The sequence below is a fragment of the uncultured Gordonia sp. genome (assembly GCF_937858515.1).
Classification (GTDB): Bacteria; Actinomycetota; Actinomycetes; order Mycobacteriales; family Mycobacteriaceae; genus Gordonia.
This window is the reverse complement of sequence record NZ_CALLZT010000034.1, coordinates 1-24,967: the sequence shown is the minus strand read 5'-3', so window position 1 is coordinate 24,967 and position 24,967 is coordinate 1. Positions and strand designations below refer to the sequence as shown.

Genomic DNA, 24,967 nt, shown 5'->3' with positions numbered 1-24,967 from the left:
TCGGGGGCCGTCAGTGGTCCTTCTCGCCGATCTTGTGGACGTGGATCATGTTGGTGGAGCCGACCGTTCCGGGCGGCGCGCCGGCCACCACGACCACCACGTCACCGTCGTTGAGCCGACCGATCCGCATCAACTGCGTATCAACCTCGGCGATCATCTTGTCGGTGCTGTCGACGTGGTCGACGATGAATGTCTCGGTGCCCCAGCTCAGGGCGAGCTGGCTGCGCACCTCCTGCAGCGGCGTGAACGCGAGCAACGGCAACCGAGAATGCAGCCGGGCCAGGCGCCGGACAGTGTCGCCGGATTGGGTGAACGCCACCAGCGCCTTCACTTCCAGCCGCTCACCGATGTCGCGGGCCGCGAACGAGATCACGCCGCGCTTGGTGCGCGGAACGTGCGACAGCGGCGGTACTTCCCGCGAACCTCCCTCGACGGCCTTGGCGATCTTGTCCATCGTGGCGACGGCCTCCACTGCGAACTTGCCCACCGATGTCTCGCCCGACAGCATCACGGCGTCGGCGCCGTCGAGCACGGCGTTGGCCACATCGGAGGCCTCTGCGCGGGTGGGTCGCGAGTTCTCGATCATCGAGTCGAGCATCTGGGTGGCCACGATCACCGGTTTGGCGTTCTCCCGGGCCATCTGGATGGCCCGCTTCTGCACCAGCGGAACCTCCTCCAGCGGCAATTCCACACCGAGGTCGCCACGGGCCACCATGATCGCGTCGAAGGCCAGGACCACTGCTTCCAGATTGTCGATGGCCTCCGGCTTTTCCAGCTTGGCGATCACCGGCACCCGGCGCCCCACACGGTCCATCACGTCGTGGACCAGTTCGATGTCGGAAGGGCTGCGCACAAACGACAAGGCCACCATGTCGACGCCGAGTTGCAGCGCGAACTCCAGGTCGGCGATGTCCTTCTCCGACAGCGCCGGCACCGATACGTTCATGCCGGGAAGCGAGATGCCCTTGTTGTTGCTGACCGGGCCACCCTCGGTGACGGTACAGATCACGTCGTTGCCGTCGACTCCGGTGACGACCAGACCCACCTTGCCGTCGTCGACGAGAAGGCGGTCCCCGGCCACCGCATCGCGGGCCAGACCCTTGTAGGTGGTGGACACCCGGTCGTGGGTGCCCTCGACCTCGTCGATGGTGATCCGGATCTGTTCGCCGTTCTCCCACAGGGTTTTACCGTCACAGCCGTCGAACCGGCCGAGACGAATCTTGGGGCCCTGCAGGTCGGCGAGGATACCGACGGCCTTTTCGGTGATATCGGTGGCGCGCCGGATGCGCATGTACATCTCGGCGTGATCCTCATGTTTGCCGTGGCTCATGTTGAGCCGGGCCACATCCATCCCGGCGCGGACCAGCTCAAGAATCCGTTCGTCGGAGTCGGTGGCCGGACCCATCGTGCAGACAATTTTTGTACGTCGCATCGTCACCTTGGCTACCTTAGTCCCGTCGGGTAAGCATCTCTATGCGGTTGCGGGCTTGGTGCCCGGCCCCTTCAGCCGATGAACATAGACCTCCGGTTGACGCCGACCGCTATCGCACGCTCAGGGGCAGCGCCGCCGGTTTCACCGGTGACGGCAAATCCGAAGCACCCATGAGGAACTGGTCGACGGCGCGCGCGGTGGAGCGGCCCTCGGCGATCGCCCACACCACGAGCGAGGCACCGCGGTGTGCGTCCCCGCACACGAATACGCCCGGCGTGTCGGTCTGCCAGTCGCTGCCGCAGGACAGCGCGCCGCGCCGGTTGGGCGCCAGGCCCAGTCCGTCTAGCAGCGGCCCACGTTCGACACCTTCGAATCCGATCGCGAACAATGCGAGCTCACAGGGGATCTCGAATTCCTCACCCACCGGAGTGACGGACCGGCGCCCGTCGGCGTCCCGGATGACGGTGACCTCGGCCAGCACCATCGTGGTGACATTGCCGTCGGTGTCGCCGGTGAATCGCTGCACCGCGACCTGATATTTTCGTTCCCCGCCCTCGGCGTGCGCCGATGAGGTCCGCATCACCAGCGGCCACGTCGGCCACGGCGATCTGGAATCGTCGCGGTCCAGCGGAAGTTCGGGGTTGTAGTCGAGTTGCACCACCGACGCCGCGCCCTGCCGGTGCGCGGTGCCCAGGCAGTCGGCGCCGGTGTCGCCGCCGCCGATGATCACCACATGCTTGCCGGCGGCGGTGATGGGGCTCGGTCCGTCGCCCTCGCATTCACGGTTGGCGGGCACCAGATGTTCCATCGCCAGATGCACGCCGTTCAGGTCGCGGCCGGGCACCGGGTTGTCGCGGGCGGTCATCGCGCCGATCGCCAACACCACGGCATCGTGTTTCGCCCGGAGGTCGGAAACCGAGATATCGGTTCCCACACCACAATTGACGACGAACCTGGTGCCCTCGGCCTCCATCTGACCGATCCGGCGGTCGATGTCGGACTTCTGCAACTTGTATTCGGGAATGCCGTAGCGCAGCAGCCCGCCGAGCCGGTCGTCCCGCTCGTAGACGGTGACATCGTGACCGGCCCGCGTGAGTTGTTGTGCGGCAGCCAAACCCGCCGGACCCGACCCCACCACCGCCACCGACTTCCCGGTGTGTGCCTCGGGTGGTTCGGGCTGGATGAAGCCGTCGTCCCAGGACTGGTGCGCGATTGTCTTCTCGATGCGCTTGATGGTGACCGAGCCGCCCGTAGTCGGTTCGGAGATCGACAGCACACACGCCGCCTCGCACGGCGCCGGGCACACCATACCGGTGAACTCGGGAAAATTGTTGGTGGCGTGCAACCGGGCGCTGGCCGCGTCCCAGCGGCTGCGGCGCACCAGGTCGTTCCATTCCGGAATCAGGTTGCCCAGCGGGCATCCGGCAGTTCCGGAGTGGCAGAACGGGATACCGCAGTCCATGCAGCGCCGGGCCTGATCGGAGACGTCGGTCAGTTCCAGCCTCGGATCGGCCGGATGTGCGTAGACGTCGCCCCAGTCGTGGACGCGTTGATCCACCGGCCGGTAGCGGGCCTCGTGCTTGGGAACGTCGAGAAAACCGCGTGGATCAGCCACGTGCCGCCTCCATGATCGCTGAATCGACGTCACGCCCCTCGGCCTCGGCGATCTGGGCCGCGTCGAGAACCCGCTTGTAGTCGCTGGGCATGACCTTGGTGAAGCCGAGGCACCGGCGCGGCCAGTCGGCCAGCAACGACGCCCCCACCGACGAATCGGTGAGCTTGGTGTGGGTGGCGATGGTGTCGTGCAGCCACAGCAGATCGTCGGGGTCGGGACGCATCAGCGTCACCAGCGCCGTGTTGACCTTGTCCGCGTCGAGGTCGTAGACGAAGGCGATACCGCCCGACATACCGGCCGCCAGGTTCCGGCCCGTCGGTCCCAGGATCACCACGCGTCCGCCGGTCATGTACTCGCAGGCATGATCGCCCACACCCTCCACGACGGCGATCGCTCCCGAATTGCGTACCGAGAAGCGCTCACCCACCCGGCCGCGCAGATACACTTCACCCGACGTCGCCCCGTACAGGATGGTGTTTCCGGCGATCACCTGATCCTCGGCGATGAACCACGAATCCTGGTGCGGCGAAACGACAATCCGGCCACCACACAATCCCTTGCCGACGTAGTCGTTGGCGTCGCCGGCCATGTTGATGGTGACGCCCGGCGGCAGGAAGGCGCCGAGCGACTGTCCCGCGGAGCCGGTGAGGTTGACGGTGATGGTGTCCTCGGGCAGGCCCGTGGCACCGTATCGCCGCGTCACCTCCGACCCCAAGAGCGTGCCCACGGTGCGGTTCACGTTGCGCACCGGGAGTTCGACGGTGACCGGACGCGCGTCGTTCAGCGCACCCTCTGCCAATTGCACGATGGTGTTATCGAGCGCCTTGTCGATGCCGTGATCCTGACCGGTGATCCGGCGTGGTGATCCGGCGTCGGGTACCCGGCGGAAGATGGGTGTCAGGTCCAGGCCCTGACTCTTCCAATGCGCCAGCGCCGCATCGGTGTGCAGTCGCTGCGACTGCCCGATCGCCTCGTCGAGTGTCCGGTACCCCAACTGCGCCAGGTACTTTCGTACGTCCTCGGCGATGAACCGGAAGAAGTTGACGATGTGCTCGGCCTGGCCGGTGAACCGGGCCCGCAGCGTCGGGTTCTGGGTCGCCACACCCACCGGGCAGGTGTCGAGGTGGCAGACCCGCATCATGATGCAACCGCTGACAACCAAAGGCGCGGTCGAGAATCCGTACTCCTCGGCGCCGAGCAACGCCGCCATGATCACATCCCGGCCGGTGCGCAGCGCGCCGTCACACTGCACCGTGATCCGGTCGCGCAGACCGTTGAGCATCAGGGTCTGCTGTGCGTCGGCCAGGCCGATCTCCCATGGCGTCCCGGCATGTTTGAGCGAAGTCAGCGGTGAGGCGCCGGTGCCGCCGTCATGCCCGGAGATGAGCACGACGTCGGCGTGCGCCTTGGACACACCGGTGGCAACCGTTCCCACGCCCACCGCGCTCACCAGTTTGACGTGAATCCTGGCCTGTGCGTTGGCATTCTTCAGATCGTGGATCAGTTGCGCCAGGTCCTCGATCGAGTAGATGTCGTGATGTGGCGGCGGGGAGATCAGCGCCACGCCGGGCGTGGAATGGCGGGTCTTGGCGATCCACGGATACACCTTGTACGCCGGAAGCTGGCCGCCCTCACCGGGTTTGGCACCCTGGGCCATCTTGATCTGAATGTCGGTGGCATTGATCAGATAGTCGCTGGTGACGCCGAACCGGCCCGACGCCACCTGCTTGACGGCGCTGCGCCGCTGCGGATCGTAGAGGCGGTCGGTATCCTCACCGCCCTCCCCCGAATTCGAGCGCGCGCCGATCCGGTTCATCGCGATCGCGATCGTCTCATGCGCCTCGGCCGAGATCGAGCCGTAGCTCATCGCGCCGGTGTTGAAGCGTTTCATGATCTCCGACGCCGGTTCGACCTCATCGAGCGGAATCGGTTGATGCTCAGCGAGATCGAGCTCGAACAGACCGCGCAGGGTACCACCGGCGCGCGAGAGCCGGTCCACCTCGTCGGAGTACTTCTGAAAGACCTCCGCCTGACCCGTTCTCGTGGCGTGCTGCAACAGGAACACCGTCTCCGGGGTGAACACGTGCAGTTCGCCCTCGCGGCGGTACTGGTACTCGCCGCCCACGTCGAGACGGCGGTACACCTGCTCGGTCGGGTTCTCCGGGAACGCCCGGTGATGGCGCAGCCGCACCTCCTCGGCGAGTTCGTCCAGACCCACGCCCTCGATCCGGGACACGGTGCGAGTGAAGTACTCGCGCACCACTTCCGAGGACAGCCCGACCGCCTCGAATGCCTGCGCGCCGGTGTACGAGCTGATGGTGGAGATGCCCATCTTGCTCATCACCTTGAGCACGCCCTTGCCCAATGCCTCGACGTAGTTGCGCACCGCCTTCGCCGGACGCACGCCGATCAGCTCACCCTCGCTGATCAGGTCCTCGATCGATTCCATCGCCAGATACGGATTGACCGCCGCAGCGCCGAAACCGATCAGCAACGCGATGTGGTGCACCTCGCGGGCATCGCCGGACTCCACCACCAGCGCGACCTTCGTGCGTTCCTTGGTGCGAACCAGATGATGATGCACGGCCGCGGTCGCCAGCAGCGACGGGATCGGCGCGTGCTCGCGGTCGGTGTGGCGGTCGGAGATCACCAGCGTCCGGTAGCCCTGCGCGATCGCCTCACTCGCCCGCGTCCGCAGGTCTTCCAGCGCCGCGGCCAGCCCCTCACCACCCCTGTCGACCTCGTAGAGACCCGAGAGCACAGTCGTCGCCAGCCCCGGATGCTCACCGTCGTCGTTGATGTGCACGATCTTGGCCAGCCCCACCTTGTCCAGGACCGGCCCGTGCAACATGATTTGCCGGCACGACGCCGCCGACGGTTCCAGCGTGTTCTGTTCCGGACCCATCACCCGCGCCATCGAGGTGACGATCTCCTCGCGGATCGCGTCCAGCGGCGGATTGGTGACCTGCGCGAACAGTTCGACGAAGTAGTCGTAGAGCAGCCGGGAACGTTTACTGAGCACCGCGATCGGGGTGTCGGTGCCCATCGACCCGAGCGGTTCGTACCCCGACGAGGCCATCGGGGTGAGCAACACCCGCAGATCCTCCTCGGTATACCCGAACGAGAGCTGCCGGCGCACCACCGTGTTGTGGTTCGGTTGGTACACCGGGCGCAGCGGCAGCGTGGCGATGTCGAGGAGCCCCGCGTGCAGCCACTCGTCGTACGCCTCGGCGTTCATCAGGTCGCCCTTGATCTCCTCGTCCGGGATGATCCGGGCGTGGGCGGTGTCGACGAGGAACATCTTCCCCGGTTCCAGGCGGCCCTTGGCAACCACGTCGTCGACCGGTACGTCGAGCACACCGGCTTCCGAGGCCAGAATGATCCGGCCGTCGCGGGTGTGCCACCAGCGGCCGGGGCGCAGCCCGTTGCGGTCGAGGACCGCACCGACGAGGGTTCCGTCGGTGAAGGTGACGCAGGCAGGTCCGTCCCAGGCCTCCATGATCGAGGAGTTGAACTGCAGGAACGCCTTGCGTTTGGGGTCCATGTCGGTGACGTTCTCCCACGCCTCCGGCACCATCAGCATCACCGAATGCGGGATGCTGCGACCGCCGAGATGCAGAAGCTCAAGCACCTCATCGAGGGACGCCGAATCGGATGCCTCCGGGGTGCAGATCGGGAACGCCCGCGACAGGTCGCCGGGGATCAGGTCGGTGGCGAGCATCGCCTCGCGTGCGCGCATCCGGTTGCGGTTGCCGCGGACGGTGTTGATCTCGCCGTTGTGGGCGACGAACCGGAACGGATGCGCCAGCGGCCACGACGGAAAGGTGTTGGTGGAGAAGCGGGAATGGACGATCGCTATCGCGCTCAGGCAGCGTTCGTCGCGCAGATCGTCGTAGAACAGTGGCAGCTGCATCGTGGTGAGCATGCCCTTGTACACGATCGTCCGGCTCGACAGTGACGGGAAGTACAGGCCCGTACCTTCGGCCTCGATCTCCGGCGTGACGCGTTCGGCCTGTTTGCGGAACGGATAGATCGCCCGGTCCAGGTCGATCCCGGCGAGGCGGTCGTGGCCCAAGGACGGGTCGACGGTGACGAACAGCTGACTCATGTACGGCATGCAGGCCAGTGCGGTGGCGCCGACATCGGCGCGCTGCGGGTCGACGGGCAGGTCGCGCCAGCCGAGCACGGTGATGCCCTCGGACTGCGCAAGCTCGGTGACCCGCCGCACGGCGACCGCCCGGAGTTCGGGGTCCGCGGGCAGGAAGCACACACCCGCCGCGTACGTGTTGGCACCCGACGCACTCGGCGCCGGCAATGCGAAATCGGTGGCGGCCCGGAACAGTTCGTCGGGAAGCTGGATCAGGATGCCCGCACCGTCACCGCTGTTCGGTTCGGCGCCCGCCGCACCCCGGTGTTCGAGGTTCTCCAGTGCGAGCAACCCGTCGGCGACGATCGAATGCGTGCGCCGGCCGTAGATGTCGGTGACCATCGCCACACCGCACGAGTCGACTTCCTGGGCCGGATCGTACAGACCCTGCTTTTCGGGGAGCGCAGAAAACAGCATCGAGACCTCCACACTCGAACGCGCCGGCAACGCGCTGCGTGTCGCCGACGCCGACATGTACCGGCATCCTCAGGACAACACTGTCCGGTGGAGCATGAGCGCCGCCCGACACCACGTGGGGCTGGTCAAATACCGTGGTCGAGTGGCGTTCTCAACACTAACCCAATGCCGGTGAATGCGCCGGGCGGCGAATGTGAGCTACTTCGGCTTGTCCGATGGGTCGGCCTCGGGATCGGTTTCGTTGCCGGGAGCGTCCGTGATCACCGGGATGTTTCCGGTGTTGCCTGTGTGGCGGGCAATGGCCTCGGTGAGGGTTTCGTGGGGATCGGGCTCGGCGACCGGTTCGTCGTCGTAATAGTCGAACTCGTCGACGTAACCGATATGGCCGAGTGCCTCGAGTTCGGCGGCCTTGGCGTCGCGGTACATCGTCAGACCCTGTTCGCGGCCCTTCGGGGCGATCACGAAGTAGGCGGCCGCGATCGCGAAGATGATGCAGGCGGTGAACACGTTGATGCGGATACCTGCGATCTCCGTCGCCGGATCCGAACGCATCAGCTCCACCCCGAGCCGGCCGACGCAGTACATCGCCACGTACAGCGCGAACAGCCGGCCGTGGCCGATGCGGGCGTAGCGGTCGATGGCCACCAGGATCAACACCACCAGCAGATTCCACAGCAACTCGTACAGGAATGTCGGATGCACGATCTTCTCGACGACGCCGGTCGACACACCGTTCATGGCGTCCCGATGGCCGGACTCGTCGATGCGCTCGTAGATCTTCAAGCCCCACGGGACGTCGGTCTCGCGGCCGTACAACTCCTGGTTGAAGTAGTTGCCGAGACGCCCGATCGCCTGGGCGAGCAGGACCGGCGGCGCGATCGCATCACCGAAGGCCGGCAGTTTGATGCCGTACTGGCGGGCACCGATCCACGCGCCGACCGCGCCGAGGGCCACCGCTCCCCAGATGCCGAGGCCACCCTCCCAGATACGCAGGGCATCGACGGCGTTCTTGCCGTCGTCGGGGGTGTCACCGAAGTAGGTCTTCCAGTCGGTGATGACGTGGTAGAGCCTGCCGCCGATAAGGCCGAACGGCACCGCCCAGATGGCCATGTCGAGGATGTCGCCCTCGCGGCCACCGCGGGCCACCCAGCGGCGTCCGCCCCACCAGACCGCGACGATGATGCCCAGAACGATGAACAGCGCGTAGGCGCGCAACGGCACGGGGCCGAGATGCCATACGCCCTGTGACGGGCTGGGAATGTAGGCCAGAGGTGCAATGGTCACGCCTGCCAACACTAACCGACCGGCTACAGGGCCCGGTGGCCGCGGACACCTTCGGCCAGTTCAGCGACAAGTTCACGCAGCCTGTCCTGGCCGGCGTGCGCGGCGGTCACGAGCGCCGAGCCGACGATGACACCGTCGGAGTAGGCGGCGATCTCGGCAGCTTGCTCACGATTACGCACACCCAGGCCGACCCCGATGGGGATGTCGGAATAGGCACGGACCCGTGCGCACAGTTCGGGGGCCGCGTTGGACACGCTGTCTCGGGCACCCGTCACGCCCATCGTCGAAGCCGCGTAGACGAAGCCGCGGGAGGCGTCGACGGTGAGTGCGATCCGTTCGGTGGTCGATGACGGCGCGACCAGATAGATGCGGTCGAGGCCGTGCTTGTCGGACGCCTCGTGCCAGGCCGCGCCCTCCTCGGGGATCAGGTTGGGGGTGATCACGCCCGCACCGCCGGCCTCGGCCAGGTCGTGGGCGAACCGATCGACACCGTATTGCAGGACCGGGTTCCAGTAGCTCATGACGACGGCGGCACCACCGGCCTCGGTGATGGCCTTGACGGCCGTGAACACGTCACGCACCCGCACCCCGTTGGTGAGGGCGAGTTCGGCGGCCTCTTGGATGGTGGGGCCGTCCATCACCGGGTCGGAGTAGGGCACGCCGACCTCGATGATGTCGCAGCCGGCCTCTACCATTGTCCGGAACGATTCGATCGACTTCTCGACGGTGGGATAGCCGACGGGCAGATACCCGATGAGGGCGGCGCGGCCTTCGGCCTTACAGCGGGCGAACACCGACGCGAGCCTGGATTCGGGGGCCGCCTTCACGGTCCCGGTTTCTGCCACGGCGCTCTCGCTGCTCATCACTGTTTCCCTGCGTTGTCGATGGCGTGCACGTCGTTCTCCGACGGCGGGGGGTCGAACAGGTTGAACCAGCGTCCGGCGGTGTCGACGTCCTTGTCGCCGCGCCCGGACAGACTCACCACGATGATGGCGCCTTCACCGAGTTCCTGGCCGAGTTGCAGCGCGCCGGCGACGGCGTGCGCCGACTCGATCGCCGGAATGATGCCCTCGCGCCGGGACAGCAGGGCGAGGGCGTCCATGGCCTCGGTGTCGGTGATGGGCCGGTACTCCGAACGGCCGATGTCCTTGAGGTAGGCGTGTTCGGGGCCGACACCCGGGTAGTCCAGGCCCGCCGAGATCGAATGCGATTCGATGGTCTGGCCATCTTCGTCCTGCAACAGGTACGAGTAGGCGCCCTGGAACGCGCCGGGTGTGCCGCCGGTGAACGTGGCCGCGTGGCGCCCCGTCTCCACACCGTCACCGGCCGCCTCGTAACCGACAAGGCGCACCCCGGCATCGTCGATGAAGGGGTGGAAGATGCCGATGGCGTTGGAGCCGCCACCGACGCAGGCGACGACGGCGTCGGGCAGCCGCCCGGCCTGTTCGAGGATCTGTACTCGCGCTTCGAGGCCTACGATGCGCTGCAGGTCGCGAACCATAGCCGGGAACGGGTGCGGTCCGGCGGCGGTGCCGAAGCAGTAGTAGGTGTTGTGGGCATTGGTCACCCAGTCGCGCAGCGCCTCGTTGATGGCGTCCTTGAGGGTGGCCGAGCCGTTGTCGACGGCGATCACGTCGGAGCCGAGGAGCCGCATCCGGGCCACGTTGAGGGCTTGGCGGTCGGTGTCGACGCGGCCCATGTAGATGACGCATTCGATGCCCAGCAGCGCGCAGGCGGTGGCGGTGGCCACACCGTGCTGGCCGGCACCGGTCTCGGCAATCACCCGCGTCTTGCCCATACGGTGCGCGAGCAGCACCTGCCCGAGCACATTGTTGATCTTGTGGGATCCGGTGTGGTTCAGGTCTTCTCGTTTGAGGAAGATCCGAGCACCGCCGGCGAACTCACTGAGCCGGGTCGCCTCGTACAGCGGCGACGGCCGTCCGGTGTATTGCCGCTGCAGGCGGTCGAGTTCGGCGAGAAAGGTGTCGTCGGAACGCACCTTGTCGTAGGTGGCGGTGACTTCCTCGATGACGGCCATCAGCGCCTCGGGAACGTGTCGCCCGCCGTATACCCCGAAGTGTCCCCCGGCGTCCGGTTCGATACTGGTCCGCGTCGTCAATCCCGTACTGGCCGTGGGAAATTCGGCCGTTTCCTGGGCATTGCTACCGGTCATGAACTCGCGGACTCCCTCATCATCGCACCGGCGGCCAGAACCCCCGGATACAACTGATCACACCCCGGAAATCCCCAGGGCACAAACTATTAAATACTCACGCGCCGAAAACTGCTCTCAGCGAACAGGTTTGGGGCACGACGGATGCGTACCGGCGGTCACCAGCTCGCTGACCGCGGCCCGCGGATCACCGCTGGTGACCAGACCCTCACCCACCAGAACGGCATCGGCTCCCGCACCGGCGTATGCCAACAGGTCGGCGGTGCCCCGGACACCGGACTCGGCGATCCGGATCACCTTGGTGGGCAATCCAGGTGCGATCCGGCCGAAGCAATCCCTGTCGACCTCAAGGGTTTTGAGGTTGCGGGCGTTCACACCCACCACCGATGCACCCGCCTGCAGTGCCCGGTCGGCCTCTTCCTCGGTGTGCACCTCCACCAGGGCCGTCATACCCAGGCTTTCGGTGCGGTCCAGCAGCGAGGCCAGCACGTTCTGTTCGAGAGCGGCGACGATCAGCAGGATCACGTCGGCGCCGTGCGCCCGTGCCTCATGGATCTGGTACGGCCCGACGATGAAATCCTTGCGCAGCACCGGGATCGAAACCGCGGCCCGGACGGCATCGAGATCGGCGAGCGATCCGCGAAATCGCCGCTGCTCGGTCAGGACGCTGATGATGCGGGCGCCACCGTCCTCGTAGGCCTTGGCCAGTTGTGCCGGATCGCCGATGCTGGCCAGCTCACCCTTCGACGGCGAAGCGCGCTTGACCTCGGCGATCACCCCGATGCCGGGCAGCCGCAGTGCGGCCGTCGCGTCCTTGGGCGGCGCGACCTTCTCCGAGGCCGTCTTGATCGCCGCGTAGTCGATAACGGCTTCGCGTGCGGCGACGTCAGCCTTGACTCCCTCGATGATCGAGTCGAGGACGGTCGGCGTGCTCACGGGTGGTCGGCCCCTTTCACCTGAAGTATGTGGATTAAGGGTAGACGCATCGGGAAACAGTGGTGATCGCGGGTACAACGCGGTCACCTGATGCGTGTCCCTAGTGGACGTCCGGATCGGTGCGAGGGTTGTCACCGACGTCGAGATCCGTCGGATCGAGACCGGTGTCAAGTGCGTCCCAGAGCATCCGCTCGCTGGTGCCGCCCTCGGCCGCCGACTCGCCCGGACTCTGCGCCTGCGCAGCTTTACGCTCCTCGTACTCGCGGAAGATCTCGCGCTCGGCGTCCTCGCGGCGCGCCGCGGGCGTCCGGTACTTCGATGCCGGCGCCGCACCGCCCCGGGCCGCCCGCAGCAGGAACACACCCGCCGCCACACATAGCGCGCTACCCGCCAGGACCGTGGCCACCGCCCACTCGTGGACGTCGACGAACAGCACCTGATAACGGTCGGGCATGTCGGCCACATCGCCTGCGTAGCCGGAGTCGGCGCCGTCTTTGAGCAATGAGATGACCGGGATCGCCGCCACCACCCCACCGGCTGCCACCAGGACCGCGATCAGCCGCAGACCCCAGCCCCGCACCGACAACGCGGCCGCGATCGCCGCGAGCAGCACCAGCGCGAGCGGCGTCAGCCACGGGCTCCAGTCCGAGCCCTTCACGTCGAACGCCCGCTGCCGCGTCAGTCCGTCGAGCGGTTCGGCCTCGACCCGGCACCAGTGCAACTGTCCGGCTGCCCAGAACACCACCGCCGCGAGTGCCAGCAGCAACGCCGCGATCATCTTGGTGCGGCGCACGCGGCGCTGGGTGTCGCCGGTCTGTCCGGATGGGTCGTCGGTCACGAAATGTCCCCGACGCGGCGCATCGTTCCCGCCGCCGCGATCGCGTTGAGGACGGCCATCGCCTTGTTCTTGGCCTCGGTGTACTCGTAGACCGGGTCGCTGTCGGCGACGACGCCCGCACCGGCCTGCACGAACGCCCGCTCACCGGCGAGGATCCCGGTGCGGATCGCGATCGCGGTGTCCGCGTTGCCGGCGAAGTCGAGGTAGCCGACGATGCCGCCGTACAGTCCGCGGCGGGTCAGTTCGTGTTCCTCGATCAGTTCCATCGCCCGTACCTTGGGCGCACCGCTGAGAGTGCCCGCCGGGAAGCATGCGGTGACCGCGTCCAAGGCCTCCTGGTCATCGCGCAGGGTGCCCGACACCGTCGACACCAGGTGCATAACGTGGCTGTACCGCTCGATGTGACAGTAGTCGGAGACCTTCACCGTACCGGGACGGCAGACGCGTCCGAGATCGTTGCGGCCGAGATCGACGAGCATCAGATGCTCGGCGTTCTCCTTGGGGTCCTCGAGCAGGCCCTTGCCCAGCAGCAGGTCCTCTTCCTCGGTCGCCCCGCGCCACCGGGTTCCGGCGATCGGATGTGTGGTGACCACCCGGTCGGCCACCGTCACCAGCGCCTCGGGTGAGCTGCCGACGATGGTGAACGGCTCCTGCGCGATCCCGTGTCCGGCGAGCTGACCGGTCGCATCCCCCGTCGCTTCGCTCGCCCCGACACCTCCCGTCGCTTCGCTCGCCCCGACACCTCCCGTCGCTTCGCTCGCCCCGACACCTCCCGTCGCTTCGCTCGCCCCTGGCATCCGCAACAGATACATGTAGGGGCTCGGGTTGGACGCGCGCAGCACCCGGTACACGTCGAGCGGGTCGGCCGTCGTCTCCATCTCGAACCGCACCGACGGCACCACCTGGAACGCCTCGCCGGCCTGGATCTCACCGACCATGGCCCGTACGACGGCACCGTATTCGTCGACGTCGCGCTGCGCGGTGTACTCGGGTGCGGGACGGTCGTACTGGGCGACGGTCGAGGCCAGCGGAGCCGCGAGCGCGGCGGTCATCGTGTCGAGCCTGCCGATGGCGTCGTCGTACGCATCGTGGACGCGATCGTCGGTGCCGTCCCAGTTGACGGCGTTGGCGATGAGGGTGATAGTGCCCTCGTGGTGATCGACCGCCGCTATATCGGTGGCCAGCAGCATCACCAGATCGGGCAGCCCGAGATCGTCGACGGTGGTGGACGGCAGATTCTCCAGCCTGCGCACCATGTCGTAGGCCATGAAGCCGACGAAACCACCGGTGAGCGGCGGCATCCCCGGCAGCGGGTCGGTGGCCAGCAGCTTCAGGGATGCACCGAGCACCTCCAGCGGATCACCTCCGGTGGGTGCGCCGTCGGGCACCGTCCCCCACCAGTGCGCTTCACCGTCGGCGACGGTCAGCGCCGACGGGGTGCCCGCGCCGATGAACGACCACCTCGACCACGAACGGCCGTTCTCCGCCGACTCCAGCAGGAAGGTGCCCGGACGGTCACCGGCCAGCTTCTGGTACGCCGAGAGCGGGGTTTCGGCGTCGGCGAGCACCTTGCGGGTCACCGGCACCACCCGGTGGTCACGGGCCAGGTCGGCGAACTCCTCGAACGTCGTCGTGTGCCCGAAGCCCGATTGCTGTACGGCCGCGCTCATCCGAGCGGCTCGCCGCCGACGCCCCACTGGGTGCGCGGGATCTCGTTGATGGTCACCCACACCGAGTCGGGGTTCTTGCCGGTGGCCCGGGCGTAGGCCTCGGTGACCGCGGCGATCGTCTCGCGTTTGATGCGATCGGACATGCCGGGGGTCTGGGAGATCTGGATCAAGGGCATCGTCTGCTCCTCAGCTCTCTGGTGTGTACGTCGGTTGTGGTGCGGTGACTTCGGGCAGCAGTGACGGGGTGTCGAAGCAGCTGTGGCTGCCCGTGTGACAGGCCGCACCGTCCTGGTCGACGATCAGCAGCAGCGTGTCGCCGTCGCAGTCGATGCGCACGTCGTGCACGTGCTGGAAGTGGCCGCTCGTCTCGCCCTTGACCCAGTACTGCTGCCGCGAGCGCGAGTAGTAGGTGGCGCGGCGGCTCTCCAGGGTGCGTTCGAGGGCGGTGTCGTCCATCCACGCCATCATCAGCACGATGCCGGTGCCGCGTTCCTGCGCGATCGCCGCGAACAGGCCGTCGGCGTTGCGGGTGAGCTTGGCGCTCAGTTCGGGATCCAATGCCATCGGAACCTCCCTCCTACCGGACCGTGATGCCGTCGGCGCGCATCGCGTCCTTGACCTGGCCGATGGTCAGTTCACCGAAGTGGAACACCGACGCCGCGAGCACCGCGTCGGCCCCCGCATGGACTGCGGGCGCGAAATCCTCGACCTTGCCCGCGCCGCCGCTCGCGATCACCGGCACGCTGACGGCCTCGCGGACCGCTTTGAGCATGCGCAGATCGAATCCGGCCTTGGTACCGTCGGCGTCCATAGAGTTCAGCAGAATCTCCCCCACGCCCAGGTCCTGGCCGCGTCGGGCCCATTCGACGGCGTCGATGCCGGTGCCCTTGCGGCCGCCGTGCGTGGTGACTTCCCAGCCCGACGGGGTGGGCCGCTCGCCGTCGGGAACGGTACGAGCGTCCACCGACAGCACGATGCACTGCGAGCCGAATCGTCGGCTCATCTCGTCGAGCACCTCCGGGCGGGCTATGGCGGCGGTGTTGACGCTGACCTTGTCGGCGCCGGCGCGCAGCATGGTGTCGACGTCGTCGACGGTGCGGATGCCCCCACCCACGGTGAGCGGGATGAACACCTGGTCGGCGGTGCGTTTGACCACGTCCACCATGGTGGCGCGACCCGAACTCGACGCGGTGACGTCGAGGAACGTCAGTTCGTCGGCGCCTTCGCGGTCGTAGCGTTCGGCCAGTTCGACGGGGTCGCCGGCGTCGCGGAGGTTCTGGAAGTTGACGCCCTTGACGACGCGACCGTCGTCGACGTCGAGGCAGGGAATGACCCGGACAGCTACTGGCATGTGACTACTCTTTCCACTCGCCGTGCGAGGCCTCGGTGATGACGTCCAGCAGTTCGGAATGCAGCCCGGGCGCACCGACGACCAGCGAGGGCGAGTTGACAGTCCACGGTGCTCCGGCCAGGTCAGTGGCCACGCCGCCCGCTGCCCGCACCAGTGCCGTGCCCGGTGCGTTGTCCCAGGCGTGGCGGCCGAAGATCACCGCGCCACCGAAGATTCCGGCGGCGGTGAACGACAGGTCGACGCCGGTGCTGCCGGTCATCCGCACCCGTGCCGCCCGCGAGCTCAGGCCACGCAACACATCGGCACGCTGTGCACCGGGATAGCGGCCGCCATAGCCGGCATTGAACGGGCCGTAGGCAAGCACCGAGGTGGCCAGGTCCGTCTCGGTCAACGGTGGCGCCGGCTCACCGTCGACGAGCAGCGGACCGTCGACGTGCGCCGCGTACCGCCGGTTCTGCAGCGGCAGCCAGGTCAGTCCGAGGATCGGATCTCCGTCGACGACCAGGCCGAGCAGGATGCCGGTCAGCGGTACACCGGTGGAGTAGTTGAAGGTGCCGTCGACGGGGTCGAGCACCCACACCACGCCCGAGTCCGGGTCGGGACCGCCGAACTCCTCCCCGTGCACCGGGATCTGGGTCTGCTCGGCCAGTTCCGCCGACAGTCGGCGTTCGAGGTCGAGATCGACCTGGGTGGCGAAGTCGGTGGCGCCCTTGACGACCGCACTCGGTGCGCCCACCCCGGCGCGGAACTCCTCGACCGCGCCGTCGAGGATCGTCCCGGCCACATGCAGCAGACGCGGATAGTCCAGATCCGCGCTCACGCCCCGGACACCGCCTCCAGTGCCTGGGGCAGGGTGAAACGTCCGGCGTACAGGGCCTTGCCGACGATCGCGCCCTCAACACCGTGCGGCACGAGTCCGGCGATGGCCACCAGATCCTCGATCGCCGAGACCCCTCCCGAGGCAACGATGGGTGCGGACGTCTTCGACGCGACCTCGGCCAGCAGTTCAAGGTTGGGGCCCTTGAGGGTGCCGTCCTTGGAGACGTCGGTGACCACGTAGCGGGCGCAGCCGTCGTTGTTGAGGCGTTCGAGCACCTCCCACAGGTCGCCGCCGTCGGTGACCCAGCCGCGACCGCGCAGCCGCCAGGAACCGCCTTCGTTGATGACGTCGAGGCCGACGGCGATCCGGTCGCCGTATTCGGCGATCGCCTTGCGGCACCAGTCCGGGTTCTCCAGCGCCGCAGTGCCCAGGTTGACGCGGGTGCAGCCGGTGGCCATCGCCGCGGCCAGCGAATCGTCGTCGCGGATACCGCCCGACAGTTCCACCTTCACATCGAGTTCGGCGACCACAGCCGCGAGCAGTTCACGGTTGTTGCCTTTACCGAAGGCGGCATCGAGGTCGACGAGGTGGATCCACTCGGCTCCGTCCCGCTGCCACGCGAGCGCAGCCTCGCGCGGTGACCCGTACGAGGTTTCGGTGCCGGCGGCACCCTGCACCAACCGGACGGCCTGCCCGTCGGCGACGTCGACTGCGGGGAGGAGTTCGAGGGTTGTGCCCATCGGTTGTGGTGTTCCTGTTCTGTGAAGGGTTCGAGCGAAAATCTACTGGCCGGATCGGGGTATCAGGTGTCGTCCGCGGATTCGCCGCGCACCTGCCGTTCGACGGCGGCGATCATGCGATGGGACACCAGGCCGATCACCGCCACCATCAATACGAGTGCGAGCAGGCCGGCGACGAGAGCGGCCACCGACGACACCTGGGTGAGCACCATGATGATCGGGATGGACACCAGCAGTACGGCCACGCCGGAGCCGAGCGAGAACAGGGCCAGCTTGGCGAACGAGAATCCGGGAACGCCCGAATCCTGTTGCTTGCCTTGGGCGTTCATCACAGACCCCGGACCCAGTTGAGCAGCAGATGCGCACCCGCATCACCGGACTTCTCGGGATGGAACTGGGTTGCCGACAGCGGCCCGTTCTCCACCGCCGCCAGGAACGGGCCACCGTGGTCAGCCCACGTCAGCTTGGGTGCGGTGAGTGCGGTGCCGACGTTGTCCATCTCCCAGGTCTGTGCGGCGTAGGAGTGCACGAAGTAGAAGCGGGTATCGGCGTCGAGCCCGTCGAACAGGATCGAACTCTCGGGCGCCTGGACCGTGTTCCATCCCATGTGCGGCAGCACCGTGGCCTGGAGTTGGGTGACCGCGCCGGGCCATTCGGCGCACCCGTCGGTTTCCACTCCGAATTCGACGCCCCGTTCGAACAGGATCTGCATGCCGACGCAGATCCCGAGGACCGGACGCCCGCCGGCCAGTCGTCGGCCGATGATCCGCTCCCCGCGCACCTCGCGCAGGCCCGTCATACACGCCTCGTACGCACCCACGCCGGGAACGACGAGACCGTCGGCGTTCAGTGCCTCCTGCATGTCGGAGGTGACGGTGACGTCGGCGCCGGTGCGCTCCAGCGCACGCTGGGCCGAACGCAGGTTGCCCGAACCGTAGTCGAGGATCGCGACGTTCGTGCTCACAGAGCTCCCTTCGTCGACGGGATGCCGGTGACCCTGGCGTCGTATTCGGTGGCAGCCCGCAACGCGCGCGCCACCGCCTTGAACTCGGCTTCGGTGATGTGGTGTTGGTCTCGGCCGTACAGCACCCGCACGTGTAGCGCGATGCGTGCGTTCATGGCGAGGGCCTCGAAGACGTGCCGGTTGATGACCGGCGAATACGGCACGCCCGGGTAGCCGCCGATGACGGCGCCCAGCATGTGGTCGGGTTCGCCGGTGTGCACGCAGTACGGGCGGCCGGAGACGTCGACGGCGGCGTGGGCGAGGGACTCGTCCATCGGGATCCAGCAGTCACCGAAGCGCCGGATGCCCTTCTTGTCGCCGAGCGCCTGACCGAGGGCCTGGCCGAGCACGATCGAGGTGTCCTCGATGGTGTGGTGACCCTCGACCTCCACGTCGCCTTCGGCCTTCACCGTCAGGTCGAAGCTGCCGTGCTGGCCGAACGCGGTGAGCATGTGGTCGAAGAAAGCGATGCCGGTGGAGATGTCCGTGACACCGGTGCCGTCGAGGTTCAACTCGACGGTGATCGACGATTCGCGGGTGGTGCGTTCGACGCGCGCGATGCGCGGTTCACGGGCGGTGGACACTAGCGGTTCTCCAGATCTGTTGACGCCAGTTCCCTGCTCACGTCGAGGAAGGCGTCGTTCTCCTCGGCCAATCCGATCGTGGCGCGCAGTCTGCCGGGGATGCCGACGTCGCGGATCAGCACACCACGGTCGAGGTAACGCTGCCAGCTTGCCGGTGCGTCCGCAAACCGCCCGAACAGGACGAAGTTGGCGTCGGAGTCGACGACGTCGTATCCCATCGCGGCCAGTTCAGTGGTGACGCGTGTGCGTTCGGCGACGATCGCGGCCACCCCTGCCAGGGTGTCGTCGGCGTGGCGCAGGGCGGCGCGGGCGGCGGCCTGGGTGACCACCGACAGGTGATACGGCAGCCGGACCAGCAGGATCGCATCGATGATCGCCGGGGACGCCGCGAGATAGCCGAGTCGTCCGCCGGCGAAGGCGAACGCTTTGCTCAGGGTGCGGCTTACCACCACCTTGGCCGGGAACTCGTCGATGAGGGTGACGGCGCTGGGCTGTGCGGAGAACTCGGCGTACGCCTCGTCGACGATCACGATGCCCGGCGCGGCGGCCACGATGCGGCGCAGGTCTGCGATGCCCGTCGACCCGCCGGTCGGGTTGTTGGGTGAGGTGACGAATACGACGTCGGGCCGCTGGGTTTCGATCTCGACGATCGCGTAGTCGATGTCGAGGCCGAAATCGTCGGCTCGTTTGGCGGGCAGCCAGGTGGTGTCGGTGCCGTCGGAGATGATCGGGTGCATCGAATACGACGGTACGAAACCCATTGCGGTGCGGCCCGGTCCGGCGAACGCCTGAAGGAGCTGTTGCAGGATCTCGTTGGAACCGTTTGCGGCCCAGAGGTTTTCCTGGCCGAGCGCGGTGCCGGTGGCCTTGGAGAGGTACGCGGCGAGATCGGTACGCAGCGCGACGGCATCGCGGTCCGGGTAGCGGTGCAGTTCACCGGCGGCCTCGCGTACCGATTCGGCGACGTCGTCGATCAGCGCCTGCGACGGGGGGTGCGGGTTCTCGTTGGTGTTGAGCACCACCGGAACCTTCAATTGCGGTGCGCCATAAGCACTTTTGCCGCGCAAGTTATCGCGGATCGGCAGATCGTCGACGGTGATCTGTGATCCGGGGACAGTGGGTGTGCTCACGCGCCGACCCCACCCGCGAAACGTTGTTTCACCGCATCGCCGTGCCCGGGCAGGTCTTCGGCGTCGGCGAGGGTGACCACCTTGGCGGCAACCTCCCGCAGTGCGGCCTCGTCGTAGTCGATGACGTGCACGCCCTTGAGGAAGGTCTGCACCGACAGGCCCGACGCGAACCGCGCCGATCCGGATGTCGGGAGCACGTGGTTCGATCCGGCGCAGTAGTCGCCGAGGCTGACCGGCGCGTACGGGCCGACGAAGATCGCGCCCGCGTTGGTGATGCGGTCGGCGACGGCCGCGGCGTCGCGGGTCTGGATTTCGAGGTGTTCGGCGGCGTAGGCATCGACGACGGCGATACCCGCTTCGAGATCGTCGACGAGAACGATGCCGGACTGCTTGCCCGACAGCGCGGTGGTGACGCGTTCACGGTGCTTGGTGGCGGCGACCTGGGTGTCGAGTGCGGCGTCGACGGCGTCGGCGAGTTCGACGCTGTCGGTGACCAGTACCGACGCGGCGAGCACGTCGTGTTCGGCCTGGGAGATCATGTCGGAGGCGACGATGCCGGCGTCGGCGGAACTGTCGGCGAGGATCGCGATCTCGGTGGGCCCGGCTTCGGAGTCGATGCCGACCACGCCGCGGCACAGGCGCTTGGCGGCGGTGACGTAGATATTGCCGGGGCCGGTGATTAGATCGACCGGGTCGAGCACCTCACCGGTGGTGTCGACACCGCCATAGGTGAGCAGCGCCACACCCTGCGCGCCGCCGACAGCCCACACCTCATCGACACCGAGCAGCGAGCAAGCGGCCAGGATCGTCGGGTGCGGCCAGCCGCCGAAGTCCTTCTGCGGGGGTGAGGCCACCACCAGCGACCCGACGCCGGCCTCCTGGGCGGGAACGACGTTCATGATGACGCTCGACGGGTAGACGGCGTTACCACCGGGCACATACAGCCCCACGCGGCGCACCGGGATCCACTTCTCGCTCACTGTGCCACCGTCGACGACGTCGGTGCGGGTGGTGGCCCGGCGCTGGTCGGCGTGCACCTTCCGGGCCCGGGAAATCGATTCACGCAGCGCATCGGCCACTTCGGCGTCGAGGTCGGCCGCAGCTTTCGCGATGACGTCGGCCGGAACCCGCACCGAACCCGGTTTGATGCCGTCGAACTTCTCCCCGTATTCCAGTGCCGCCTCGACGCCACGGTCGGCGATCTCATGGACCACCGGCGTCACCGTCTCGAGTACGGCATTGACATCGGTGCCACCGCGCGGCAGGGCACGACGCAATTCGGCGAGCGTCGGAGTGCTACCGCGCAGGTCGGTTCGGGCGAGCATGATCTCTCCTGGCTGGAAGGGGTTGACTTTCCCAGGATATGTGGAGTGGCCACCGGTTTTCGAATGCGCCTACCCACTGCCGCCGGATCAGCCCCCGAATCACCCCGACACCCCGCATCCGGCGAAGTCGCCCCTCCGCTGGTTGAGGCGAGAGGAGCGCAAGCGACGAACCTCGAAACCCGGTGAGATAACAATGTCAGTACCCACCGAATCACCGACGACCACCACGGAGGCCACATGCTGTACCGGGACGCACCGACCGTCGAGGTATCCACGCTCATCGAAGGCGCCACCGTCGACCAGGTCTGGGACCTGGTGACCGACATCACCCTCCCCACCCGCGCCGCCGGCGAACTGGAGTCCACCGAATGGGTCGGCGACCCGGGTGTGGCCGTCGGCGCCCGGTTCCGCGGCACCAACACCGCCGAGCATCTGGGCACCTGGGTCGGCGAATGCGAGATCACCGAGGTCGACCCCGGCCGCCGCTGGGTATGGCAGGTCGGCCCCGCCGCCGGTGGCGACCCCTGGGCAACGTGGGCATTCGAAGTCGAGCCGTCGAGCAAGGGCACCATCGTCCGCCAATGGGCCCGCCTGGGCCCCGGCCCCTCCCGCCTCTCGGAGTTCATCCAGGCCAATCCCGCCAAGGAGTCCCGCCTAATCACCCACCGCCTAACCGACTGGCGCAACGCCATGCAAGCCAACCTCGACCTCATCCGCACCACCCTCACCTGACCTTCCCGCGCAACGATTTCCTTGATCGCCAAACGGATCCGTTTGGCGATCAAGGAAATGATTGAGCGGGAAGGACTATGGGAAGTACGAGTAGCATCGAGCGGGACCGCAGGAGGCACAATGGGCGAACCGTCGACGCAGCATGAGCGACCCTGCATCGCACTCGAGAAGTCCGTCGATTCGATTCTGGCCTCGGCCCGCCCACTCCTGCCCGCAGAGGACACCGTCATCGACGGTCTCACGGAGGATGGGGAGCGTGCATTCTTCGACGCTCTACGGCACCGGTGACCGCGCTGTCGCCCGAATGGACCAATCACCTCAGATCCGCCACCGAATCACGCGGCGGCCGGGGGACGATTGGGCGGGCCGCCGAAGTCGGAACCACAGAGTGGAGACCTGATGAACAAGACTATGCGTGCACTCGTCGTCGGAACGGCTGTAGCCGGTGCCGTCATCGCCGCTCCGGGTGTCGCCGATGCCCGGACCGCCGGAGCAGGTTCGACGGTCCACTACCAGTGGACCTCGGACAGCGTCGGCAACCAAATCACCTACATCGGCAAAGACGGCAAGCAGATCACCAAGCAGGTGCGGTTCCGGCCGCTACCCGTCGGCTTCTCGCGAGAACAGTACGGGTACTCGACCCGGTTCCGCGTCACCAAACGCCAGAACATCGCCGCCCGCATCCAGTCTCCGCAGATCTATGCGACGTGCAGCATCAAGGTGAATGGCAAACAAGTTGCCTACCGCCGAGCCCTACAGACGGGCGCGGCGCGGTGCTGAACGGAATGACGCCCAGTATCGTCTGCTGAGCCTGAGGACAATTCCAGGTACGTGCCAAGGCCACACGCCCCTGTCAAGAAGGCATCCGCGCGATTTACCCCATCATCAGCAGAGCCACATTCACAACATCAGGAGCGCAGGTGACCGATATTTCGCCCCAACCAGCCTTCAAATCCGACATCCTCCAAATAATCTGGCGCACACACGTACCACTATTGTCCCAGGGGTCGACAACGACAACGCAACGCACACTCACCGGGATCAAAATAACTCACGAAATAGACAAAGAACTTACATCTTCATACGTCCACAATACCGACACCTGGGACACTGAACGCGAAAGTCCAACCGACTATGAATTCTGGGAGCCGCTCATACCACCTTACTTGCGAGGTCAGACATTGGATGATGATACATCAGATCAATGGCTCATGGAAATTGAAGAAATCCATGCCGAACTCATCGAGCTCTACTTGACTTTGACCGGCGCCGGCTGGCAGGTTCACATCACCCATAGTAGAAACGCCTTTGACCCCCAGCGCTTTGACGTCAACGTGTACGCAACACCGCCTACCCTCGATATGGTTCGCGCCTCGTCCACACTGCAGGCTTGGAGTTACCCGACGGGGATCACGGCATTCGAAACACGCTGGACAACCACAGACGCTGATTCAGATCCACTGTGGCACTGGCAACCAGATTGCACTCACTTCTTGGTGAACGAGCAGGAAGAAATAGCCACAACACCTCGGTTCATCAGCGCACTCGCCATTGCATCAGCTCCAGCATGGACGCTCACGAGCGGAATCGATTCCGATTTCAGGCGACACAGCACGGGATCTCCAATGCCGCAAACAACGATCTCATCGTCCGCCAGAATAGATGACAACCATAAGCCATCATCTGCAGAAGTAGCCGAGAAGAAGGCAAGCATCGAATCATGGGCATCCGAGTATGGATTCCACACCATCGTTCAGCCGGCAACCCCCTCAGCCACCAAGAAGACTCTCAGCGAGCTGGATCTCGGCGAGACCGGGTATTACCTTCTTGAATTCGACAATGGTGATTGCTACCTCGGCCAGTCGGTTGATATATCGGAGCGACTCAAAGGACACAGGTTAGTACACAAGGACATCTCCAGTATTCGTCTAAGCCCTGATCCAGCAGCAGCCCGTATGGCGAACCCCCTACGCCATCTCCTGCGCGTCGAGCGAGAACTCCTCGCCGCACTCCAGCAAACTGGGCTTCACTCCCGAAACAAAAGTGAAATGACATATATCAGCGGAAAACGAGCTCTCGATGAGATTTTCGCTGCAAACAGGATCTCAACGTCGGACTGGCTGGCTCAGCCTATTCAGCAGAATTCAAAGTTCAGTAAAGTAGCCCGGAACCTGACGATTTCCCCCAACCAGCGCGCCAGAGGTGTGCCCGCGTACAAGAAGTGGCTCTCCCGAACAGATGGACAGTCGGAGATCGCACTCAACCTCATACGCACATACATCGAGCGGTGCGTCCCCTTGCCGCTGCTTACCGAGTACGACTACTGGGTTCTCAGCTCGCCCGAGCGGATCCCACCCCACAGGGCTCTATCCAATCTGAGCATCGGGTGGACGGAAGCGTTCAGACTGAACATCGACCAGAGTGGCCACCTGTCGGGGTGGGTACAGGTCAATGGAGTCGAACTATTCGGCGACGGTATGTCCGACAAGTCGATAGTCAGATTCCTTCGCCAGCATCCCGGTGTCATCATTGACGAAGCACCATACCAAGCATCCGGACCGTTCAATTACAATGTGATCGCGGAAAACCTGGACCTATTGGATGAACTCCTGGACGATGTTGCCGTAACACGAGCCGCAGCAACCGCCGCACTACACCTCATGCGAAAATCGAAAGTCGGAAATATCAAGAACTCACACAATCCAATCCTAGTACGGGCAGTGTCAAGCCGTGGAAGCAACATTGGCCTTGAGTAGCGCCTCAAATTTCT

General features: G+C 66.1%; 22 protein-coding genes and 1 pseudogene. 4 read left to right on the top strand and 19 right to left on the bottom strand.

Translation table 11 applies throughout. The annotated features are described in order from the left end of the window. Positions 1–10: 10 nt before the first annotated feature. The 19 genes and pseudogenes from pyk to hisD form a co-directional block, all read right to left on the bottom strand. Positions 11–1,432, bottom strand: a complete 1,422-nt coding sequence (gene pyk / locus Q0627_RS02670) for a pyruvate kinase (protein WP_291017525.1) — start codon at positions 1,430–1,432, stop codon at positions 11–13. Positions 1,433–1,541: 109 nt separating this feature from the next. After that, on the bottom strand, positions 1,542–3,047 hold the full coding sequence (locus Q0627_RS02665; protein WP_291017522.1) for a glutamate synthase subunit beta: 1,506 nt from the start codon (positions 3,045–3,047) through the stop codon (positions 1,542–1,544). Continuing rightward, positions 3,040–7,611: a glutamate synthase large subunit gene (gene gltB, locus Q0627_RS02660; RefSeq protein WP_291017520.1), complete on the bottom strand. Its 4,572-nt coding sequence runs from the start codon at positions 7,609–7,611 to the stop codon at positions 3,040–3,042. The genes Q0627_RS02665 and gltB overlap by 8 nt, the downstream gene beginning before the upstream one ends. Positions 7,612–7,956: 345 nt before the next feature. After that, a pseudogene (lgt, locus tag Q0627_RS02655) lies at positions 7,957–8,895 on the bottom strand (prolipoprotein diacylglyceryl transferase); the annotation flags it as partial. A gap of 23 nt (positions 8,896–8,918) precedes the next feature. Beyond that, positions 8,919–9,758: a tryptophan synthase subunit alpha gene (gene trpA / locus Q0627_RS02650; protein WP_291015597.1), complete on the bottom strand. Its 840-nt coding sequence runs from the start codon at positions 9,756–9,758 to the stop codon at positions 8,919–8,921. Then, positions 9,758–11,068: a tryptophan synthase subunit beta gene (gene trpB / locus Q0627_RS02645; protein WP_291015596.1), complete on the bottom strand. Its 1,311-nt coding sequence runs from the start codon at positions 11,066–11,068 to the stop codon at positions 9,758–9,760. Before trpB ends, trpA begins: the two co-directional genes overlap by 1 nt. Positions 11,069–11,185: 117 nt before the next feature. Beyond that, positions 11,186–12,004: an indole-3-glycerol phosphate synthase TrpC gene (trpC, locus tag Q0627_RS02640; protein WP_291015594.1), complete on the bottom strand. Its 819-nt coding sequence runs from the start codon at positions 12,002–12,004 to the stop codon at positions 11,186–11,188. Positions 12,005–12,104: 100 nt separating this feature from the next. Continuing rightward, positions 12,105–12,782, bottom strand: a complete 678-nt coding sequence (locus Q0627_RS02635; protein ID WP_291015600.1) for a TIGR02234 family membrane protein — start codon at positions 12,780–12,782, stop codon at positions 12,105–12,107. Positions 12,783–12,838: 56 nt separating this feature from the next. Further along, entirely contained in the window at positions 12,839–14,512 is a 1,674-nt protein-coding gene (locus Q0627_RS02630) for an anthranilate synthase component I (RefSeq protein ID WP_291015592.1), read from the bottom strand. Beyond that, entirely contained in the window at positions 14,509–14,688 is a 180-nt protein-coding gene (locus Q0627_RS02625) for a 4-oxalocrotonate tautomerase family protein (RefSeq protein WP_213243634.1), read from the bottom strand. Before Q0627_RS02625 ends, Q0627_RS02630 begins: the two co-directional genes overlap by 4 nt. Before the next feature lie 10 nt (positions 14,689–14,698). After that, positions 14,699–15,076, bottom strand: a complete 378-nt coding sequence (gene hisI, locus Q0627_RS02620; RefSeq protein ID WP_291015590.1) for a phosphoribosyl-AMP cyclohydrolase — start codon at positions 15,074–15,076, stop codon at positions 14,699–14,701. A 13-nt stretch (positions 15,077–15,089) separates the two neighbouring features. Then, complete coding sequence (hisF, locus tag Q0627_RS02615; protein ID WP_291015589.1) at positions 15,090–15,863, bottom strand: imidazole glycerol phosphate synthase subunit HisF; 774 nt, start codon at positions 15,861–15,863, stop codon at positions 15,090–15,092. A 4-nt stretch (positions 15,864–15,867) separates the two neighbouring features. Next, on the bottom strand, positions 15,868–16,683 hold the full coding sequence (locus Q0627_RS02610) for an inositol monophosphatase (protein ID WP_298807567.1): 816 nt from the start codon (positions 16,681–16,683) through the stop codon (positions 15,868–15,870). Beyond that, on the bottom strand, positions 16,680–17,423 hold the full coding sequence (gene priA, locus Q0627_RS02605) for a bifunctional 1-(5-phosphoribosyl)-5-((5-phosphoribosylamino)methylideneamino)imidazole-4-carboxamide isomerase/phosphoribosylanthranilate isomerase PriA (RefSeq protein WP_291015599.1): 744 nt from the start codon (positions 17,421–17,423) through the stop codon (positions 16,680–16,682). The genes Q0627_RS02610 and priA overlap by 4 nt, the downstream gene beginning before the upstream one ends. A gap of 62 nt (positions 17,424–17,485) precedes the next feature. Then, positions 17,486–17,752: a hypothetical protein gene (locus Q0627_RS02600; RefSeq protein WP_298807565.1), complete on the bottom strand. Its 267-nt coding sequence runs from the start codon at positions 17,750–17,752 to the stop codon at positions 17,486–17,488. Next, complete coding sequence (hisH, locus tag Q0627_RS02595) at positions 17,752–18,387, bottom strand: imidazole glycerol phosphate synthase subunit HisH (RefSeq protein ID WP_298807564.1); 636 nt, start codon at positions 18,385–18,387, stop codon at positions 17,752–17,754. Before hisH ends, Q0627_RS02600 begins: the two co-directional genes overlap by 1 nt. After that, positions 18,384–19,010: an imidazoleglycerol-phosphate dehydratase HisB gene (hisB, locus tag Q0627_RS02590; RefSeq protein WP_298807562.1), complete on the bottom strand. Its 627-nt coding sequence runs from the start codon at positions 19,008–19,010 to the stop codon at positions 18,384–18,386. The genes hisH and hisB overlap by 4 nt, the downstream gene beginning before the upstream one ends. Further along, positions 19,010–20,140, bottom strand: coding sequence for a histidinol-phosphate transaminase (locus Q0627_RS02585; RefSeq protein WP_298807560.1), 1,131 nt, complete (start codon positions 20,138–20,140; stop codon positions 19,010–19,012). Before Q0627_RS02585 ends, hisB begins: the two co-directional genes overlap by 1 nt. After that, positions 20,137–21,465: a histidinol dehydrogenase gene (gene hisD / locus Q0627_RS02580; RefSeq protein ID WP_298807558.1), complete on the bottom strand. Its 1,329-nt coding sequence runs from the start codon at positions 21,463–21,465 to the stop codon at positions 20,137–20,139. The genes Q0627_RS02585 and hisD overlap by 4 nt, the downstream gene beginning before the upstream one ends. Positions 21,466–21,702: 237 nt before the next feature. Here hisD and Q0627_RS02575 point away from each other — a divergent pair, with 237 nt between their 5' ends. The 4 genes from Q0627_RS02575 (at position 21,703) to Q0627_RS02560 (ending at position 24,953) form a co-directional block, all read left to right on the top strand. Then, the gene (locus tag Q0627_RS02575) at positions 21,703–22,197 is read left to right on the top strand and encodes an SRPBCC family protein (RefSeq protein ID WP_291016469.1); all 495 of its coding nucleotides are present in this window, start codon (positions 21,703–21,705) and stop codon (positions 22,195–22,197) included. Positions 22,198–22,317: 120 nt separating this feature from the next. Continuing rightward, positions 22,318–22,485 (top strand): hypothetical protein, encoded by a 168-nt coding sequence (locus Q0627_RS02570; RefSeq protein WP_291016468.1) that lies wholly within the window; start codon positions 22,318–22,320, stop codon positions 22,483–22,485. A gap of 111 nt (positions 22,486–22,596) precedes the next feature. Continuing rightward, the gene (locus tag Q0627_RS02565; protein WP_291016465.1) at positions 22,597–22,977 is read left to right on the top strand and encodes a hypothetical protein; all 381 of its coding nucleotides are present in this window, start codon (positions 22,597–22,599) and stop codon (positions 22,975–22,977) included. Between the two features lie 140 nt (positions 22,978–23,117). Then, positions 23,118–24,953, top strand: a complete 1,836-nt coding sequence (locus Q0627_RS02560) for a GIY-YIG nuclease family protein (protein WP_298807555.1) — start codon at positions 23,118–23,120, stop codon at positions 24,951–24,953. Positions 24,954–24,967: the final 14 nt, after the last annotated feature.